This window comes from Xanthomonas bonasiae, from assembly GCF_014836395.1.
Taxonomy (GTDB): domain Bacteria; phylum Pseudomonadota; class Gammaproteobacteria; order Xanthomonadales; family Xanthomonadaceae; genus Xanthomonas_A; species Xanthomonas_A bonasiae.
On sequence record NZ_JACSQX010000002.1, the window covers coordinates 89,991 to 107,355 of the forward strand.

Sequence of the window (17,365 nt, forward strand, 5' to 3'; positions counted from 1 at the left end):
CAATCCCGGCTTCTCAGCGATCCTGCGCAGTGAAGTTGAAGGTCAGGTCGCGCGCGAACACCGATTCGAAGCCCCGGTACGGCAGCGGCTGCGCGCGCAGCACCGCGGCCTCGATCGAGCGCCGGCCCGCTTCGTCGTAGGGACAGTCGGGGCTGACCTTGGCCTCGATCACCTGCCCGCCGACGATCTGCTTGATCGCGATCTTGCACTTCTGCCCCAGCGGCACCGAATCCGGGCGCACCCACTGGCTCAGCACCGCCTGCTGGATCGCCGCGGCATATTTGGCCGACAGATCGGTATTGGTGCCGTTCTGCCCGGGCGCCGCCTGCGGCGTGGACGCGGCGGTGGCCGACGCCTGCTTGGCGCGCACGTCGGCCAGCTGGCGCAGCTTCTGCTCGGCCAGCTTGGCCTCGCGGTCGGCCTGCTCGCGCTGCTTGCGGATCTCGGCGATCTTCTTCTGCCGCTCCTCTTCCTGCTGCGCGGCCAGGCGCTGCTTCTGCTCGGCCTCCTGCTGGCGCTTCTGCTCGGTCAGGTCGATCTGCTCCTGGCGGCGCTTGGCTTCCTGCTCCTGCTTTTCCTTTTCCTGCGAGATCGCAGTCCGGCTGGCGCGGTCCTGGTCGACCTTGTCCGGCACCGGGATGAAGTCCTGCGCCTTCTGCTGCTGCTCGGTCGGCGCCTGCTGCGGCTTGGGCACGGGCACCGGTTGCGGCGGCGGCACGGTGTCGTCCTCGGCGACCTCCTTGACCGGTTCGGGCAGCGGTTCGGGCAGGGGCTTGGGCGCGTCCTGCACCGCCTTCTGCGCCGAACGCACGTCGGCGGCCGACACGACCAGCGAGGCCTCGACCATCGGCGAGCCCGCCGCCGGCTCCACCTGGCGCACCGGCGACCACCACCAGGCGAGGAAGAACAGCAGCCCGAGCAGCACATGCACGGCCAGCGCGAGGAGCACGCCGACGATCAGGCCCTGGTTGCTGTCCTGTTCGCGGGGCGGTCGGGAATCGGCTTCAGCGTGCATTGGTACCGGGCTGGCTCATCAGGCCCACCTTGGGAACGCCGGCCTGCTGCAGCATGACCATGGTGTCCATGACCAGCTGGTAGTTGGAATTGCCGGGCGCGGCGACGAACACCGGCACGTCCTTGTTCTGGCTGACGAAGGCCTGCATCTTCGCCTTCAGTTCCGGCGCGCCGATCTTCTCCGGCTTGCCGTCCTGCAGGGTCAGCGTGTAGCGGCCCTCGGCGTCGACGCTGACGATCACCGGGTCCTTCTTGCTTTCCACCGAACGCGCGGTGGAATCGGGCAGGTCCACGTCCACGCTCAGGCTGAGCAGCGGCGCGGTGACCATGAAGATGATCAGCAGCACCAGCATCACGTCGATGTACGGCACGACGTTGATCTCGGACTTGAGCTTGCGACGCTTGCGGCGGGAAATGGCGGCAGTCATGCGGGAATCCTGGGGTCTTGGGCGGAGCGCGCGGCGGCGCTCAGTCGCCGCTGGCCTGGCGCTGCAGGATGGAGCTGAACTCTTCGGAGAAGGTCTCGAAGCGCACCGCCATCCGCTCGACCCGGGTGGTAAAGCGGTTGTACGCCCACACCGCCGGGATCGCCACGAACAGGCCGATGGCGGTCGCGAACAGGGCCTCGGAAATGCCCGGCGCGACCGCGGCGATGCCCGCCTGCTGGCCGCTGTTGAGCATGTCGTGCATGGTCACCATGATGCCGAACACGGTGCCGACCAGGCCGACGTAGGGCGCGGTGGAACCGATGTTGGCGAGCAGCTCCAGGTTGCGCTCCAGGCGGTCCACTTCGCGCGCATAGGTCGCGCGCATCGCCCGCTGCGCGCCTTCCAGCTGGATGCGCGCGTCGAGCTTGCGCTTGTCGCGCAGGCGGGTGAACTCACGGAAGCCGGCCTCGAAGATCGCCTCCAGCCCGCCGACCACGCGATTGCGGTCGGCCGCGCCGGCGTAGAGCTTGGTCAGGTCGGTGCCGGACCAGAAGCGGTTCTCGAAGTCGTCCGCGTCGCGGTTGGCCTGCTTGAACACCCGCGCCTTGCGGAAAATGATCACCCAGCTGATCAGCGAGCCGAGCAGCAGCAGCAGCACGATCACCTTGACCGGCAGGCTGGCCTTGATCAGCAGATCCAGGTAGTTGATGCCGCCATGGGCGGCGGTGCTGGCGACGGCCTGCGCGGCGGTCTGGGTCACGTCCTGCGGTAGCGCCTCCGCCACCGTGTCCTGCAGGGCCAGGAGCAATGCGATCATCCGTCGTTCCTCAGTAATGCTGCTTCAGTGATTTCGAGAGCTTTCAAAATGTCGTACAACGCGTCGTCCATGCCGCGCGGGCGGAAACTGCCGGCGCCCAGCGCCGCCACCTTCACCTGCGCGCGCAACAGCAGCTCGCCGTCGCGATGGATCGACTGCGCGAACAGCAGGCTGGCGCGCCTGCACTGCGTCAGCGCGACGCCGACCTGCAACGCATCGTCCAGGTGGGCCGGGCGCAGGAAGTCGAGCTGCATCGCGCGCACCGCGAACACCAGATCGTGCTGCAGGCGCAGGCGTTCCTGTCCATAGCCCAGCGCGCGCAGCCACTCCGTGCGCGCCCGCTCCAGAAAGGCGACGTAGCGTGCATGGTAGACCACGCCACCGGCGTCGGTATCTTCCCAGTAGATGCGTGTCGGCCAACTGAATAGCTGCCGGGATTCGGGATTGGGGATTGGGGATTCGCCGGGCAAAGGCGTGTCCTGGCGGCTAGCAGTCAAAACAGCCCTCCCGAATCCCCAATCCCGAATCCCGAATCCCGCTTGGGCGGCAAGCCCAAGTGCAGATAGGCCTTGTTGGTCGCCATGCGCCCACGCGCGGTGCGGATCAGGTAGCCCTGCTGGATCAGGTAGGGCTCGATCACGTCTTCCAGGGTGCCGCGCTCTTCCGACAGCGAGGCGGCCAGCGACTCGACCCCGACCGGGCCGCCGTCGAAGTAGTCGATGATGGTGCGCAGCAGGCGCCGATCCAGGTCGTCGAAGCCTTCCGGGTCGACCCCGAGCATCTGCATCGCCGCCTGCGCGACCTGCAGGTCGATCAGCCCGCCGGCGCGGACCTGGGCGAAATCGCGAACCCGCCGCAGCAGCCGGTTGGCGATGCGCGGGGTGCCGCGCGCGCGCCGCGCGATCTCCGCGCAGCCGTCGGCGTCGCAGGCGATGCCGAGGATGGCGGCGGAACGGCGCACGATCTTGCCCAGTTCTTCCGGGGTATAGAACGCCAGGCGCTGCACGATGCCGAAGCGGTCGCGCAGCGGCGCGGTCAGCAGGCCGGCACGGGTGGTGGCGCCGATCAGGGTGAACGGCGGCAGGTCGATCTTGATCGAGCGCGCGGCCGGGCCCTCGCCGATCATGATGTCGATCTGGAAGTCTTCCATCGCCGGATACAGCACTTCCTCGACCACCGGCGACAGGCGGTGGATCTCGTCCACGAACAGCACGTCGTGCGGCTGCAGGTTGGTCAGCAGCGCCGCCAGGTCGCCGGCCTTCTCGATCACCGGGCCGGAAGTCGTACGCAGGTTGACCCCCAACTCGTTGGCGATGACATGGCTGAGCGTGGTCTTGCCCAGGCCCGGCGGCCCGAAGATCAGCACATGGTCCATCGCCTCGCCGCGCGCCTTGGCCGCCTCGATATAGATCGACAGCTGCTCGCGCACCGGCTGCTGGCCGAGGTAGTCGGCCAGCCGCTTGGGACGGATGCTGGCCTCGACCGCGTCGTCCTCGCGGGTGGCGCTGCTGGCGATGATGCGGTCCATTTAGAGCCGGGATTGGGGAATCGAGATTCGGGATTGGTAGCGCAATAGTATCGACTGCAGGATGGCTTCGGCGCTATGGCCTTGACCAATCCCGAATCCCGAATCCCCAATCCCCAATCCCGGCCGCCGCAGGCGGCCTCAGATCTCCACCTGCGCCCCCAGCTCCACCAGCCGGTTGCCGGGGATGCGGAAGAAGCCGGTGGCCGGGGCGGCGTTGCGGTGCATGACCGCGAACAGCTTGTCGCGCCAGATCGGCATGCCGCGGTTGGCGCTGGCGACGATGGTCTCGCGGCTGGCGAAATAGGTGGTGTCCATCGGGTCGAAGTAGATGCCGCCCTGGTCGCAGGAGCGCATCAGCGCCAGCGGCACGTCGGGGGTCTCCATGAAGCCGAAACGCACGATCACCCGGTAGAACTCGTCGCCGATGGCGTCCATCTTCAGCCGCTGCTTGGCCGAGGCATACGGCACCGGCAGGGTCTCCACGGTCAGGAACACGTTGCGCTCGTGCAGCACCTTGTTGTGCTTGAGGTTGTGCATCAGCGCATGCGGCACCACGGTCGCGTCGGCGGTCAGGAACACCGCGGTACCGGGCACGCGTACCGGCGGCGCCAGCATCAGCCCGGGCAGGAAGCTGTCGATCTGGATGCCGTCCTTGCGAATTTCCTCGCGCAGCAGCTCGCGGCCGCGGCGCCAGGTGCGCATCATGGTGAACATCACGATGCCCAGCGCCACCGGGAACCAGGCGCCCTGCAGCAGCTTGGCGCCGTTGGCGATCAGGAACGCGGCGTCGATGACGAAGAACACCACGCACAGCGGCAGCACCCAGTTGCGCCAGCGCGGCCACAGCGCGCGCGCCACCAGCGCCAGCAGCAGGGTGTCGATCAGCATCGTCGCCGACACCGAGATGCCGTAGGCCACCGCCAGATTGGTGGAACTGCGGAAGATCAGCACCAGCGCGATCACCATCACCATCAGCAGCCAGTTGATGCCGGGGATGTAGATCTGGCCGATGGTGTCGTGCGAGGTGTGCTTGATCAGCATGCGCGGGATGTAGCCCAGCTGCATCGCCTGGCGCGCGATCGAGAACGCGCCGGTGATCACCGCCTGCGAGGCGATCACCGCCGCCAGCGTGGCCAGCACGATCATCGGGTACAGCGCCCAGCCGGGCACCGCCTCGAAGAACGGGTTCTTCAGCGCCGACGGATGCTTGAGCACCAGCGCGCCCTGCCCCAGGTAGTTCAGCACCAGGCACGGCAGCACGAAGAAGTACCAGGCGTGACGGATCGGGCGCGCGCCGAAATGGCCCATGTCCGCGTACAGCGCCTCGCCGCCGGTCACCGCCAGCACCACCGCGCCGAGGATCCAGACCCCGTGCCAGCCGTGGTCGAGGAAGAAGCGGATCGCCCACCACGGGTTGAACGCCTTCAGCACTTCCGGCGCGTCGACGATGTTCCAGATGCCGATCGCCGCCAGCGACAGGAACCACAGGCAGGTGATCGGGCCGAACACCTTGCCGACCTTCTCGGTGCCGAAGCGCTGGCCCAGGAACAGGATCACCAGCACCACCACGGTGATCGGCACGATGAACGCGTGCAGCCCCGGCGCGGCCACCTCCAGGCCTTCGACCGCGCCCAGCACCGAGATCGCCGGGGTGATCACCCCGTCGCCGAAGAACAGCGAGGCGCCGAAGATGCCGAGGATGCCGACCACGTAGGCCGAGCGCGAACCCTTGCGCATGGTGCGCTGGGTCAGCGCCATCAGCGCCATGATGCCGCCCTCGCCCTCGTTGTCGGCGCGCATGATGATGGTGACGTACTTCAGCGTGACCACGATCATCAGCGACCAGAACGCCAGCGACAGCACGCCGAGCACGGTGTCGTGGTCGCTGCTCAGGCCGTAGTGCGGCGAGAACGCTTCCTTGAGCGTGTACAGCGGGCTGGTGCCGATGTCGCCGAACACCACGCCGATGGCGCCGATGATCAGCGCGAAGCCGGCCTTGCCATGCGAGGCGTCGGCCGAATGGCCGGAGCCGGGAGACGGAGCGGGAGTGGTGGACATTGAGGGATCAGGTTAGCGCCGCGAGGCGTGAAGAAGGAGGTACGGCGCGCGGTCAGCGCAACGCGGCCTGCAGGGCCTTGCGGATGACGCTGGCGACCTCGTCGCCGTCGGCGGCGGCGTCGCGCGCCATCTTCGCCGCCTCGGCCGGCTTGTAGCCGAGCTGTTGCAGCGCCACCGTGGCCTCGGACACCGCATCGGTACCGAGCTGGCCGGTGACCGGCGCGCCGCCGCTAAAGTCCGCGGCACGGTCGCGCAGCTCCACCACCATGCGCTCGGCGGTCTTCTTGCCGATGCCGGGGATGCGGGTCAGCGCGGTGACGTCGGCGCTGGTGACCATGCGCGCGAACTCGTCCACGCTGACCCCGGACAGCACCGCCAGCGCGATCTTGGCGCCGATCCCGGTGACCCGCTGCACGTCGCGGAACAGCCGCCGCTCGCCTTCGCGCAGGAAGCCGTACAGCGACACGCTGTCCTCCTTCTGCGCGTAGTGGGTGAACAGGATCACGTCGCGACCGACGTCGGGCAGGTCGTAGAAGGTGCTCATCGGCGCCTCCAGCTCGTAGCCGACCCCGCCCACGTCGATCACCAGCCACGGCGGCTGCTTGTAGGCGAGGATGCCGCGCAGACGGCCGATCATTGGGCGCCTCGTTCGAGGTGCCGGGATTGGGGATTGGGGATTGGGGATTGGGCACAGCCGCGCGCAGGCGCAGGCACCTCGCTCTTGCGAATCCCCAATCCCGAATCCCGAATCCCGGCTCCACTCATTTTCTGCTCCAAGCCTGTTGCGTACTGACGCCCAGGCGCTGCGCGGTGGCGCGCACGTGGGCATGGGTGATGGCCACCGCCAGCGCGTCGGCGGCGTCGGCCTGCAGTTTTCCGGTCAGACTCAGCATCAGACCGACCATATGTTGCACCTGCTGCTTCTCGGCCGCACCTTTGCCGACGATGGCCAGCTTGATCTCCTTGGCCGCGTATTCGTGCACCGGCAGGTCGCGCAAGACCACCGCGCAGATCGCCGCGCCGCGCGCGTGGCCGAGCTTCAGCGCCGCGTCGGCGCTCTTGCCCATGAACACCCGCTCGATCGCCACTTCCTGCGGCTGGTACTCCTCGATCAGCGCGCCCAGCCCGTGCAGCAGGCGCTTCAGCCGCTGCGAGAAGTCGCCCTCGCCGAGCAGCAGCAGCGGCGCATGGTGGACATGGATGGTGCGGCCGCTGCCGTCGACGTCGATGATGCCCACGCCGGTGCGCTGCGAGCCCGGGTCGATGCCGAGGATGCGGACCTTGGCGGGACTCGGGACCCGGGACTCGGGACTCGAAGGGCTGGCTACGCGACTGGTTCGAACGGGTACGACCCCGGGCGACGGCGATGCATCGGGCCCCGTCGACGCGCCGTTCCGAGTCCCGCGTCCCGCGTCCCGAGTCCCGGCACCGTCCCGAGTCCCGGCCGTCGCCATATCAGCCGCCACTCAACGCGGACTGGTCGGCATTGGAATAGACCGCCTGCACATCGTCCAGGTCTTCCAGCATGTCCAGCAGCTTGCGCACCTGCAGCGCGGTATCGCCTTCCACCGCGATGTCGTTGTCGGCGCGGAAGCTGATCTCGGCATGGTCGGCAGTCAGGCCGGCCGCCTGCATCGCGTCCTTGACCGCGTGGAACGCGTCCGCCGAGGTCAGCACGTCGATCGCGCCGTCCTCCGGATAGACCACGATGTCGTCGGCGCCGGCCTCGATCGCCGCCTCGGTGATCTTTTCCTCGTCGGCACCGGCAGCGAAGCTGAGCACGCCCAGGCGCTTGAACATGAACGCCACCGAGCCTTCAGTGCCCAGGTTGCCGCCGCACTTGCTGAAGGCGTGGCGCACGTCGGCCACGGTGCGCACGCGGTTGTCGGTCAGGCAGTCGACGATCACCGCGACCCCGCCCGGCGCGTAGCCCTCGTAGCGGATCTCCTCGTACTCCACCCCTTCCAGCTCGCCGGTGGCTTTCTTGATCGCGCGCTCGATCACGTCCTTGGACATGTTCGAGGCCAGGCCCTTGTCCATCGCCACGCGCAGGCGCGGGTTGTTGGACGGGTCGCCGCCGCCGGCGCGCGCGGCGACACCGATCTCGCGGATGATCTTGGTGAAAATCTTGCCGCGCTTCGCATCGGATGCGTTCTTGCGGGCTTCGATCGAGGGGCCTCTACCCATGGGGCGTTCCGGACATCAGTAAGGACAAGCGGCGGATTTTACTCGATTGCGCCGCCGCGCCCGCATCCGCGGCGCAACCGCTCAGGCGGCGAAGCGGCCATGCCGCAGGAACGCCGCGGCCTGGCGCGCGGCCACTGGCGAGAACAGCAGGCCGCTGTGGCTGGCGCGCACCAGGCAATGGTCGCGCAGGCCCGGCACGCGGGTCTCGGCCAGGGCCACGGTGCCATCCGAGTCCGGCCCCAGCGCGGCGATGCGATTGCCCACTCCCAACGCGACGCTGCCGGCCACCATGCCGACCGCGGCGGAGCCGTCCCACTGCCCAAGACCCCGCTGCAACAGGGCTGCGCTGCGCCCGAGGGCGACGCCGAGACCGCGTCGCAGCAGCGTCTGCGCCACCGCGCTGCCGGCCAGCGGGGCGCCCAGGCACACCACCCGGGTCACCGGCAGCTGTGGCGCCTGGCGCAAGGCCTGCAGCGCGATCAGCCCGCCCAGGCTGTGCCCGACCAGCGCCACCGGCCCCTGCTGCGCCAGGCGCTGGATCCGCTGCCGCAACCGCGGCAGCGCCGCCTCGGCGCCGCCGAACGCGGTCGAATAGCCGAAGGTGGCGACGCGGAAGCCCTCGCGGCGCAGCCGCCAGGCCAGCGGCCCGAGCCAGACACGGCCGTTCCAGATCCCGTGCAGCAACAGGACCTGCGGCAAGGGGTCGACCACGCCGCCCGCGGCAACCGTGCGCGCGACCTCAGCCACAGGTGATGCGGACGATGGCATTGGACGCATCCACGAACACGTTGACCCGGTCCGGGCGCAGGTCGCGGGTCGTCGCCTGGCCGGGGGTGATCGGCCGCAGCTGGCCAGCGCCGCTCTCCCGGCGGACCCGCGCCATGGTCGCCTCGGTTGCGGCCTGGCCGACCGCCCACGCCACCGGCTCGGCCTGGCAGCGGCCATCGCCCTGCGCCGCCGGCCCGCCACCGGCCGTTTGCAGCGAGGTCGAGGGCGCACACGCGGCCAGCAGCGGCAGCAAGGCGGCGGCGCATTTCAGTGGTCGCGACATGGCGTTCTCCTTTCATGACAAGGTCTGCCGCATGCAGCGCCGACCAGCGCCGACCACGCGCTGCACATCCAGGCGCAAGTGGCCAGGCGCGGCATGCACACGGTAAAACGTCACAATTCGAAACACCAGAGTGAAATTCCGGCGCCACCGGCGTCAAGAAAGCTCACCCCCGGTCGTTAGCGAAGAGCAGGCCATTGCTGCGCCCACCCGCGCAGCAATGGCGCAAACACATCTGCGTCGTCTCCCATTGGAAGCAATCGCCACTTGGCGGGCTGCTCGCAGGATTCGAATGCAGACGCTCAAAAATTCACATCCCCGCATCCGCTTACGCGCCAGCGAGTGCTCCATCCGGATCCCGTCCAGGGCAAGCCAAGCGGCGGACGATAGCGAAACGGGAATCGAACGCAGGCCTGCGCAACCAGCAAGGAGAATCGCTGCATGTACCACAAGGGCATCATTCTGGCTTCCTGCCTCGCCGTGGCGGCAGGCGTGTGGCTTGGAGGTTGCGTCTCGAAGAGCGGAACGTCTCATGCCGCATCGAACGCTGGCCAAGTCGCACACGACCAAGCTCCCGTCAAAACCGCGGGTGCCCGCGGCGCAGCCAATGGCGCGCCCGCGCAGCCCGCCGCAGGCACCGCTGCATCGTTCGACGCGCCGGACAACGGCACGCTGGTTTCCTATGTCGACCAGGCAGCGCCGACCAAGGAAGGCCCTTTCACGCTCTATCCGGCACGCGTCAGCGAGCGGTATGCATTGAGGGCCACGATGGAGGGCGCGATGACGATCGTCGCGCCGGACGGCACCCGCCTGCGGATGGACTATGTCCGTCACACCGAAGGCAAGAACGGCAACTGGACCTGGGTAGGTCGCCTGCCGGGTTCCCAGGTCGGCGAGGAGTCGGTCATCACCTTCGGCAAGAACGCGGTGTTCGGCTCGCTCGGCAGCAGCGGCGGCAAGACCTACCGGATTTCCACCATCGATGGGCAGCCCTATGTCATGGCTGCATCCGAAGTCGAACTGCAATCGGCGACACCCAGCAGGCGCGGCGACGCACGGCATATGCTGCCGACTGCCGACGCGACGCCGCTGGCGGCCGGGACCGGCGCCATTGCCAACTATGCGACCCTGGCGCAGGTGAATGCCGCCGCCGGCACCACCTCGACCAACACGATCGACGTCGTGCTGGGCTACACGCCGGACTACAAAGCGTACCGAGGCGGCGAGTCGGCCATAGAATCGGTGCTGACCAATCTCGTCGAGGTCGCCAACCAGGCCTTCGCCAATGCAAACGTGCAGGCGCGCTACCGCCTGGTCGGCATCATCGAAGTGGGCTACACCAACAACAACGACAATGGGCAGGCGCTGGACGAACTGACCTGGATCCAGGCGTCCAACGACGCATTCCGCCCAATTCGCCAGATACGCGAGAACTACGGCGCCGACCTGGTGGGCCTGGTCCGCCGCTTCAACAGCGCCAGCCAGAACAATTGCGGCATCGCCTGGGTCAACGGAGGCACCGATTCCCGCTACGCGTACGCGATCGTTTCCGATGGCGTCGATGGCAACTACTACTGCCCCCCGACGACCCTGGGACACGAGTTCGGACACCTGCTCGGATCGAATCACCAACGCGAAACCGGCCAGGAAACCGGATACAACTATGGGCATCGCAGCGACGTCGGCAGCTTCCACACGGTGATGGCCTACGCCATCAACGGTCAGCGCGAGGTCAATATCTACTCGTCTCCGCTGATCCAGGGATGCTATGGACAGGCCTGCGGCGTGGTCGCACAGGCCGACAACGCGATGGCGTTCCTAATAACCATACCTAACATCGTTCAATTTCGTGCAACTACCGTGCCGTTCGACGACTCCAGTTCGCCGGGACAGATCGTCGGCCCTTCCGGCAAGTGCCTGGACGTGGCGGACGGTAGAACCGACAACACCGCCCGAATCCAGGTTTGGGGATGCAACGGTTTGCGGCAGCAAAAGTGGCAATGGCAGAGTCAAGGTCGATCGCTGCGCAGTTTCGGCACCGACAAGGTCCTGGATATCGAAGGAGTGAATGCTAACGTTGGAGCGAAGATCCAGCTTTATCAGTCCCTCAACTCCCCCAATCAACGCTGGAGCTTCAGTACATCTTCGATTATTGCCAGCGGCGGCAAGGTACTTGACGTGATTAGCTGGGGCACGGGCAACGGCGCGCGCTTGCAGACTTGGGACAACGTAGGCGGCGCCAATCAAGTATGGAAATTTGATCCTGCAAGCGGCGCGATTCAGGTCTCCACTGGCAGGTGCCTGGACGTCGCCAACTACAGCATCTATAGCGGCGCCCCCGTGCAGCTATGGGACTGCTCAGGAACCAAGAACCAGAAATGGACGCTTGGTCCGAATGGCTCGCTCATCGGCTATGGCGGAAACTGCCTTGAAGCCAGCGGCGGCTATGGCACAAACGGCAGACCGATCGTCATGGCGACCTGCAACGGAAGTCAGGCGCAAACCTAGCGTATCCGTGGACAGATCCGCAGCGATTTGAACAACCGATGCCTTGATGACTCTGCCGGCGGTACCGCCAATGGCGCGCGCGTACAAATGTGGGACTGCCTTGGCAATCCCAACCAGACGTGGGAAATACAGTCCAATTAACGGGCAGCAGAGATGTGGGTATCTGCCCCCTGCTTCACAGCAAATCGCTGCTTTTCACCCAGGCATCCAACAGGGAACAAAGTGTGGGAAGGCTCAAAGCAGCGTGGCGCACACTCTGCGGGGACAGGGTCGGCAAACGGCTCGCAATGATGAGGGCGCAGCGATGGCCTTGACCATCGTTGCGGCGGCACGATCCGCAGCGCAGCATTGCTGAACCGTAGCCGTTCCAGCAGCCCGACCGGTGTTCGCCATCGGCGGCATGCAGGCGACACAGCACTCCACCGCCTTGCTGGCGCCCCCTTGGCCAGTTAGCGCGCCACGCGGCGCAGAATGAACTCCAAATCGCGGGTCTGCCCGACCGGGAATTCGTAGGTGCCGACCTTCTCGAAGCCGTAGCGCGCGTAGAAGCGCTGCGCGCCGAAGTTTTCCGACCACACGCCGATCCATAGCGTGCGCGGGCCTTGGCGTTCCAGCCAGGCCAGCGCGGTTTCGAACAGGCGGCTGCCCCAGCCGCTGTTCTGGTGCGAGCGCAGCAGGTACAGCCGCTTCAGTTCGCCGTCGCCAGTCTGCACCTCGGCGTGGGGCAGGCCGCACGGGCCGGCCGCGGCATGGCCCACCGCCACGCCGTCGTCCTCCAGCAGCCAGATCGCGTACTCCGGATGCTGCAGGATCGTGCGCTGCCGCGCCGCGGTGTAGTGCTCGTCGAGAAACCCGTGCAGGTCTTCCGGCGAGTACAGGTGACCGAAGGTCTCCGTGAAGGTGGCCGCGGCCAGCGCCGCCAGCGTGGCGGCGTCGTCCTCGGTGGCCTGGCGGATCGCCAATGCCATCGTTCAGCCCTGCACCGGCTTGGCGCGCACCTGCACATGCACTTCGGCCAGCTGCGCGTCGGCGATCGGCGACGGCGCGTCGGTCATCAGGTCCTGCGCGCCGGTGGTCTTGGGGAACGGGATCACGTCGCGGATCGACTCGGTGCCGGCCATCAGCGCGGCGATGCGGTCGATGCCGAACGCGATGCCGCCATGCGGCGGCGCGCCGTAGTTCAGCGCGTCGAGCAGGAAACCGAACTTGGCGCGCGCTTCCTCGGCGCCGATGCCGAGCAGTTCGAACACCGCGCTCTGCATCTCCGGGCGATGGATGCGGATCGAGCCGCCGCCGATTTCGTTGCCGTTGAGCACCATGTCGTAGCCGCGCGACACCGCGGTCCTGGCATGCGTGCGCAGTTCGGCGATGTCGTCCACCGCCGGCGCGGTGAAGGGGTGATGCAGGGCGACGTAGCGCTGCGCTTCCTCGTCCCATTCGAACATCGGGAAGTCGGTGACCCACAGCGGCGCCCAGCCCTCGGCGACCAGGCCGAAGTCCTTGCCGGCCTTCAGCCGCAGCGCGCCCATGAAGTCGGAGACCTTGTTGTAGCCGCCGGCGCCGAAGAACACGATGTCGCCGTTGCCGGCGCCGACGTGCTTGACCAATGCGGCGAAGGCCTCTTCGGAAAAGAACTTGGCGATCGGCGAGCTGATTTCGCCGGTCTCCGACAACTTGATGTAGGCCAGGCCCTTGGCGCCGTACTTGGCGGCATGCGCGGCGTAGTCGTCGATCTGCTTGCGCGACAGCGTGGCGCCGCCGGGAATGCGCAGCGCGGCGACGCGACCGTTGGCATCGGCGGCGGCCGCGGTGAACACCGGGAACTCGCTGGACTTGACCAGCTCGGCCACGTCGACCAGTTCCAGGCCGATGCGCAGGTCCGGCTTGTCCGAGCCGAAACGGCGCATCGCCTCGGCCCAGGTCATGCGCGGGAATTCGGCGGCCAGTTCCACGTCCACCACTTCCTTGAAGATGTGGCGGATCATCTGCTCCACCGCATCCTGCACGTCGCGCTCGCGCACGAACGCGAACTCCATGTCCAGCTGGGTGAACTCGAGCTGGCGGTCGGCGCGCAGCGCCTCGTCGCGGAAGCAGCGCGCGATCTGGTAGTAGCGGTCGAAGCCGGCCACCATCAGGATCTGCTTGAACAGCTGCGGCGACTGCGGCAGCGCGTAGAACTCGCCCGGATGCATGCGCGCCGGCACCAGGAAGTCGCGCGCGCCTTCCGGGGTGGCCTTGGTCAGGATCGGGGTTTCGATGTCCTGGAAGCCGCGCTCGTCCAGGTAGCGGCGCAGCCCCTGCACCAGCTTGATGCGGGTGCGCTGCATGCGCTGCATCTCCGGGCGGCGCAGATCCAGGTAGCGGTACTTCAGGCGGGTTTCTTCGCCCGGGTTCTCGTGCGCATGGAACGGCAGCGGCGCGGCCTTGTTGAGGATGGTGATGCGGGTGGCGATCACCTCGACCTTGCCGCTGCGCAGCTTGTCGTTGACCGCATGCCGTGCGCGCACCGCGCCTTCCACCTGCAGCACGTCCTCGTAGCCCAGCGAGGCGGCGACCGCGAACACCTCCGCGTTCTCCGGCTCCACCGTCACCTGGACGATGCCCTCGTGGTCGCGCAGATCGATGAAGCAGACCCCGCCGAGATTGCGGGCGACATCGGTCCAGCCGGCCAGGGTGACGGTTTGGCCGATCAGGGTCTCGTCGACCAGGCCGCAGAAGTGGGTACGCATCGCAAACTCCAAGGTGGGGCCGCCGGCGCAGAACGCGCCGGCAAGCCGGATATTCTGCGGCGCGGCGCCGGCCCGGGCAAATCCCGCCGCAACTCACCTGGCCTTAAGTTTCCGTGAGGCTATAGTCCGCCCACAGTCACGGGCATCGGAGGGGACCCATGTTGAAGCAGCTGAGCGGTTGGTTGTTGGTGGTCGGCCTGGCCTTGGCCAGCGGGCCGGTGGCCGCGCAAAGCGCGCGCGCCTATGCGCCGGAGGACCTGCGGCAGCTGTCGGTGCCGAGCCGGGTGCGGGTGATCGAGCGCGAATACGCCGACCAGAGCCACGGCCGGCAGATCCCCGACGACCAGTTGGAGTTCTACCTGGACCAGATCGACCGCGGCTGGGGCTTCGGCCGCATCCAGCAGGACATCTCCACCTCGCTGCGCGGCAGCAGCGGCCAGTGGCGGCCGCAGCCTGGCTTCAATGCCCAGACCATCGCCTGCTCCAGCAACGACCGCAAGCGCCGCCAGTGCGCGACGCCGTTCCGCGGCCGCGCGCGGCTGGTCGGCGCGCTGTCGGATTCGCCGTGCATCGAGGGCCAGACCTGGGGATCGGGCCCCGGCGTGGTGTGGGTGGACCGCGGCTGCCGCGGCCGCTTCGCCGAAGGCCGCGGTGGCTGGGGCGACGGCGACGGCCCCGGGCCGGGTCCTGGCCCAGGTCCCGGCCCGGGCGGCACCATCCGCTGCGAGAGCCAGGACCAGCGCCAGCGCGTCTGCACCACCGGCTGGCGCAATGCGGTGCTGGTCCGGCAGCTGTCCGACACCCGCTGCATCGAGGGCCGCAGCTGGGGTCAGCGCGACGGCGCGGTGTGGGTGGACGATGGCTGCCGCGGCGAGTTCGCCGAAGGCCGGGGCGGCGGCGGCGGCGGTGGCGGCTGGGGTCCGGGCCGCCCGCCGTCCGGCGGCGATTACTCGGTGACCTGCAGCAGCGACGACAAGCGCCTGCGCAGCTGCGCCTGGGACCGCCGCCAGGGCCGCCCGGCAGTGATCCAGCAGCTTTCCGGCACCACCTGCGTCGAAGGCCGCAACTGGGGCTACGAGGGCAATGCGGTGTGGGTCAAGGAAGGCTGCCGGGCACGCTTCGGCGCCCGCTGAAGCCTCCCAGGCAGGAACGCGAACGGCCCGGAGGCGACTCCGGGCCGTTCGCATTTTTCGGGACGCCCCGCCCCGCCCCGCCCCGCTCCGGGACGCCGCGCTCAGGTCGCGGCGGGCTTGGCGGCAGGCGCCGGCGTGGCCGCGGGGGTTGCGGCAGGTTTGGCCGCGCTGTCGCTGGACGCGGCGGCCGGCTTGGCCTCGCCGGTGCTGCCGCTGCCGGACTCGGCCAGGTTGCGCTTCTTGTCGCCCTCCTTCTTGAAGTCGGTCTCGTACCAGCCGCTACCGGACAGGCGGAACGACGGTGCGGTCAGCTGGCGCTTGACCGCGGGCGCGCCGCACGACGGACAGGCGTCCGGATCGGGATCGGACAGTTTCTGCAGGCGGTCGAAGCTGTGACCGCACTCGGCACATTGGAAGGCATAGATCGGCATGGCGGCAAAAACGCGAAAGGAACAGAGGCAGCCAGTATGGGGCCCGGGCGCCGGCTTTCAAGCGATACCGGCGCGTGGCGCCCTGTCCTGGATTTCCCCGCGGGCCGCAGCGTCGCTGCGCGGGCTCGGGAACCGCGCGCCGCTCAAACGGCCGCCTGCGGCAGCGCCGGCCGCGGCGGATCGACCGGCAGCGGTGCCGGATCTTGCGCAGCAGGCGCCTCGAGCAGGCCCTGGGCCGGTGCCGCCGGCAACGGCGCGGCCTCAACCGGGTCCACGTCGAACGGCATGCGGAACAGCAGCGACGGCAGCAACGTGCTCAGCGCCGCGTACAGCAGCAGCGCACCGAACAGCGCATCGGCGATGGCGAAGCGCTCGCGCAGGATCGCGGCCAGCACCAGGGTGAAGATCAGGGTCGGCGCCAGCGCCAGCGACACCCGCAGGCTGCTGCGCGCATCCTCGCCGAACAGCAGCCGCCGCTGCAGCCAGACGATGCCGATGCGCAACGGCAGCACGCACGCGGTCAGCGCCAGGCCCAGCCCCAGCGCCTGCAGGCTCAGCGCCCCGCTCGGCACCTTGGTGCCGGCGTTGAAGAAGTAGAACGGCACGAAGAACGAAGCGAACAGCCGCACCGCGTGCAGGTTCTCGTCGGAGGCCAGCAGCGGCATGCGCTGGCGCAGCAGGCGCGCGACCAGCCCGGCGATGAACGCGCCGACCAGGTAGTACACGCCCAGCGAATAGGTGATGTAGGCGGCGATCAGCCCGACCATCACCAGCAGCGAGAACTCCGACCCGGGCGCCTGCGGCGCCACCCAGCGTCCCAGCGCCACGAACAGCAGCGGCAGGCCGACCAGCATCGCCAGCAACGCCAGGCTGGACAGGCCCATCCGCCAGGGATCGCCGGCCTGCAGGATCACGAACAACGCCGCCAGCGCCAGCAATTCGCCGGCGATGGCCTTGCTGGTGACCCAGAAGCGCTCTTCCTCGCTGAGCCCGAGCCGGCCCAGCGAATCGATGATGAAGCCGGTGGACGGGGTGAGCAGCGCCAGTGCCAGCAACCCGGCCGCCTGCCACGGCAGCGCGGCGTAGCGCCAGGCCAGCCAGCCGACTCCGAACAAGGTGCCGCCGCGCACCAGCAGGTGCAGCAGCAGCGGCCACAACCCGCGGCGCAGCGCCTTCAGGTCCACCTCCAGGCCGGCGAACAGGAACAGCGAGGAGATGCCGAGCGTGGCCAGCAGCGCGATCACCGCATCGTGCGCCCGCTCGCCCATCGCCAGCATCGCGACGATGCCGAACAGCAGGCAGGTCAGCGGCGCCGGCAGCTTGAAGCGCTGCAGCGCGCGCGGGATCACCAGCAGGGCGAAGATCAGCAGCAGGTAGATCAGTTCGTGGCTCATCGGGCAGCGTGTCCATCGTGGGGGGCCACCGGCGGCGACGGCGGCGGCGCCAATGATGCCGCGTGGCGTGCACGGGTGTCGTCACGCCGC

General features: G+C 68.2%; 18 protein-coding genes. 3 read left to right on the plus strand and 15 right to left on the minus strand.

The genetic code is table 11. The features are described from left to right. Nucleotides 1–13 precede the first annotated feature (13 nt). The 11 genes from tolA to H9658_RS03280 form a co-directional block, all read right to left on the minus strand. A complete protein-coding gene (gene tolA, locus H9658_RS03230; protein ID WP_225209713.1) occupies nt 14–1,015 on the minus strand; it encodes a cell envelope integrity protein TolA in 1,002 nt (333 codons plus the stop codon). Further along, a complete protein-coding gene (gene tolR, locus H9658_RS03235; protein ID WP_179566534.1) occupies nt 1,005–1,442 on the minus strand; it encodes a protein TolR in 438 nt (145 codons plus the stop codon). Before tolR ends, tolA begins: the two co-directional genes overlap by 11 nt. 40 nt (nt 1,443–1,482) lie before the next feature. After that, a complete protein-coding gene (tolQ, locus tag H9658_RS03240) occupies nt 1,483–2,259 on the minus strand; it encodes a protein TolQ (RefSeq protein ID WP_003478956.1) in 777 nt (258 codons plus the stop codon). Continuing rightward, the gene (gene ybgC / locus H9658_RS03245) at nt 2,256–2,729 is read right to left on the minus strand and encodes a tol-pal system-associated acyl-CoA thioesterase (RefSeq protein WP_179566535.1); all 474 of its coding nucleotides are present in this window, start codon (nt 2,727–2,729) and stop codon (nt 2,256–2,258) included. Before ybgC ends, tolQ begins: the two co-directional genes overlap by 4 nt. 23 nt (nt 2,730–2,752) lie before the next feature. Then, entirely contained in the window at nt 2,753–3,787 is a 1,035-nt protein-coding gene (ruvB, locus tag H9658_RS03250; RefSeq protein WP_179566536.1) for a Holliday junction branch migration DNA helicase RuvB, read from the minus strand. Nucleotides 3,788–3,925: 138 nt separating this feature from the next. Beyond that, nucleotides 3,926–5,845, minus strand: a complete 1,920-nt coding sequence (locus H9658_RS03255; protein WP_179566537.1) for a potassium transporter Kup — start codon at nt 5,843–5,845, stop codon at nt 3,926–3,928. A gap of 52 nt (nt 5,846–5,897) precedes the next feature. Then, nucleotides 5,898–6,482 carry a Holliday junction branch migration protein RuvA gene (gene ruvA / locus H9658_RS03260; RefSeq protein WP_179566538.1) on the minus strand — a complete coding sequence of 195 codons (585 nt, stop codon included), beginning with the start codon at nt 6,480–6,482 and terminating at the stop codon, nt 5,898–5,900. A gap of 124 nt (nt 6,483–6,606) precedes the next feature. Beyond that, nucleotides 6,607–7,119 (minus strand): crossover junction endodeoxyribonuclease RuvC, encoded by a 513-nt coding sequence (gene ruvC / locus H9658_RS03265; RefSeq protein ID WP_179567957.1) that lies wholly within the window; start codon nt 7,117–7,119, stop codon nt 6,607–6,609. 181 nt (nt 7,120–7,300) lie between these two features. After that, the gene (locus H9658_RS03270; RefSeq protein ID WP_191824335.1) at nt 7,301–8,032 is read right to left on the minus strand and encodes a YebC/PmpR family DNA-binding transcriptional regulator; all 732 of its coding nucleotides are present in this window, start codon (nt 8,030–8,032) and stop codon (nt 7,301–7,303) included. 81 nt (nt 8,033–8,113) lie between these two features. Beyond that, nucleotides 8,114–8,800: an alpha/beta fold hydrolase gene (locus H9658_RS03275; RefSeq protein ID WP_191824336.1), complete on the minus strand. Its 687-nt coding sequence runs from the start codon at nt 8,798–8,800 to the stop codon at nt 8,114–8,116. Then, nucleotides 8,772–9,083, minus strand: coding sequence for an I78 family peptidase inhibitor (locus H9658_RS03280; protein WP_191824337.1), 312 nt, complete (start codon nt 9,081–9,083; stop codon nt 8,772–8,774). Before H9658_RS03280 ends, H9658_RS03275 begins: the two co-directional genes overlap by 29 nt. 438 nt (nt 9,084–9,521) lie before the next feature. On the opposite strand from H9658_RS03280, the gene H9658_RS03285 reads away from it, so the two are divergent. Both H9658_RS03285 and H9658_RS22845 read left to right on the plus strand, forming a co-directional pair. Next, the gene (locus tag H9658_RS03285; RefSeq protein ID WP_225209714.1) at nt 9,522–11,588 is read left to right on the plus strand and encodes a ricin-type beta-trefoil lectin domain protein; all 2,067 of its coding nucleotides are present in this window, start codon (nt 9,522–9,524) and stop codon (nt 11,586–11,588) included. A gap of 15 nt (nt 11,589–11,603) precedes the next feature. Continuing rightward, on the plus strand, nt 11,604–11,729 hold the full coding sequence (locus tag H9658_RS22845) for an RICIN domain-containing protein (RefSeq protein WP_318241175.1): 126 nt from the start codon (nt 11,604–11,606) through the stop codon (nt 11,727–11,729). A gap of 308 nt (nt 11,730–12,037) precedes the next feature. Here H9658_RS22845 and H9658_RS03290 read toward each other — a convergent pair whose 3' ends face one another. Further along, nucleotides 12,038–12,556, minus strand: a complete 519-nt coding sequence (locus H9658_RS03290; RefSeq protein WP_191824338.1) for a GNAT family N-acetyltransferase — start codon at nt 12,554–12,556, stop codon at nt 12,038–12,040. A gap of 3 nt (nt 12,557–12,559) precedes the next feature. After that, nucleotides 12,560–14,317: an aspartate--tRNA ligase gene (aspS, locus tag H9658_RS03295; protein ID WP_191824339.1), complete on the minus strand. Its 1,758-nt coding sequence runs from the start codon at nt 14,315–14,317 to the stop codon at nt 12,560–12,562. Nucleotides 14,318–14,475: 158 nt separating this feature from the next. Between aspS and H9658_RS03300 the strand changes: the two genes are divergently transcribed. Beyond that, nucleotides 14,476–15,450: a DUF3011 domain-containing protein gene (locus tag H9658_RS03300; protein ID WP_191824340.1), complete on the plus strand. Its 975-nt coding sequence runs from the start codon at nt 14,476–14,478 to the stop codon at nt 15,448–15,450. A 101-nt stretch (nt 15,451–15,551) separates the two neighbouring features. Here the strand turns inward: H9658_RS03300 and H9658_RS03305 are convergent, their stop codons facing one another. Together H9658_RS03305 and H9658_RS03310 are read right to left on the minus strand one after the other, a co-directional pair. Further along, nucleotides 15,552–15,881 (minus strand): FmdB family zinc ribbon protein, encoded by a 330-nt coding sequence (locus tag H9658_RS03305; RefSeq protein ID WP_191824341.1) that lies wholly within the window; start codon nt 15,879–15,881, stop codon nt 15,552–15,554. 143 nt (nt 15,882–16,024) lie between these two features. Beyond that, on the minus strand, nt 16,025–17,275 hold the full coding sequence (locus tag H9658_RS03310) for a cation:proton antiporter (protein ID WP_179566549.1): 1,251 nt from the start codon (nt 17,273–17,275) through the stop codon (nt 16,025–16,027). Nucleotides 17,276–17,365 lie beyond the last annotated feature (90 nt).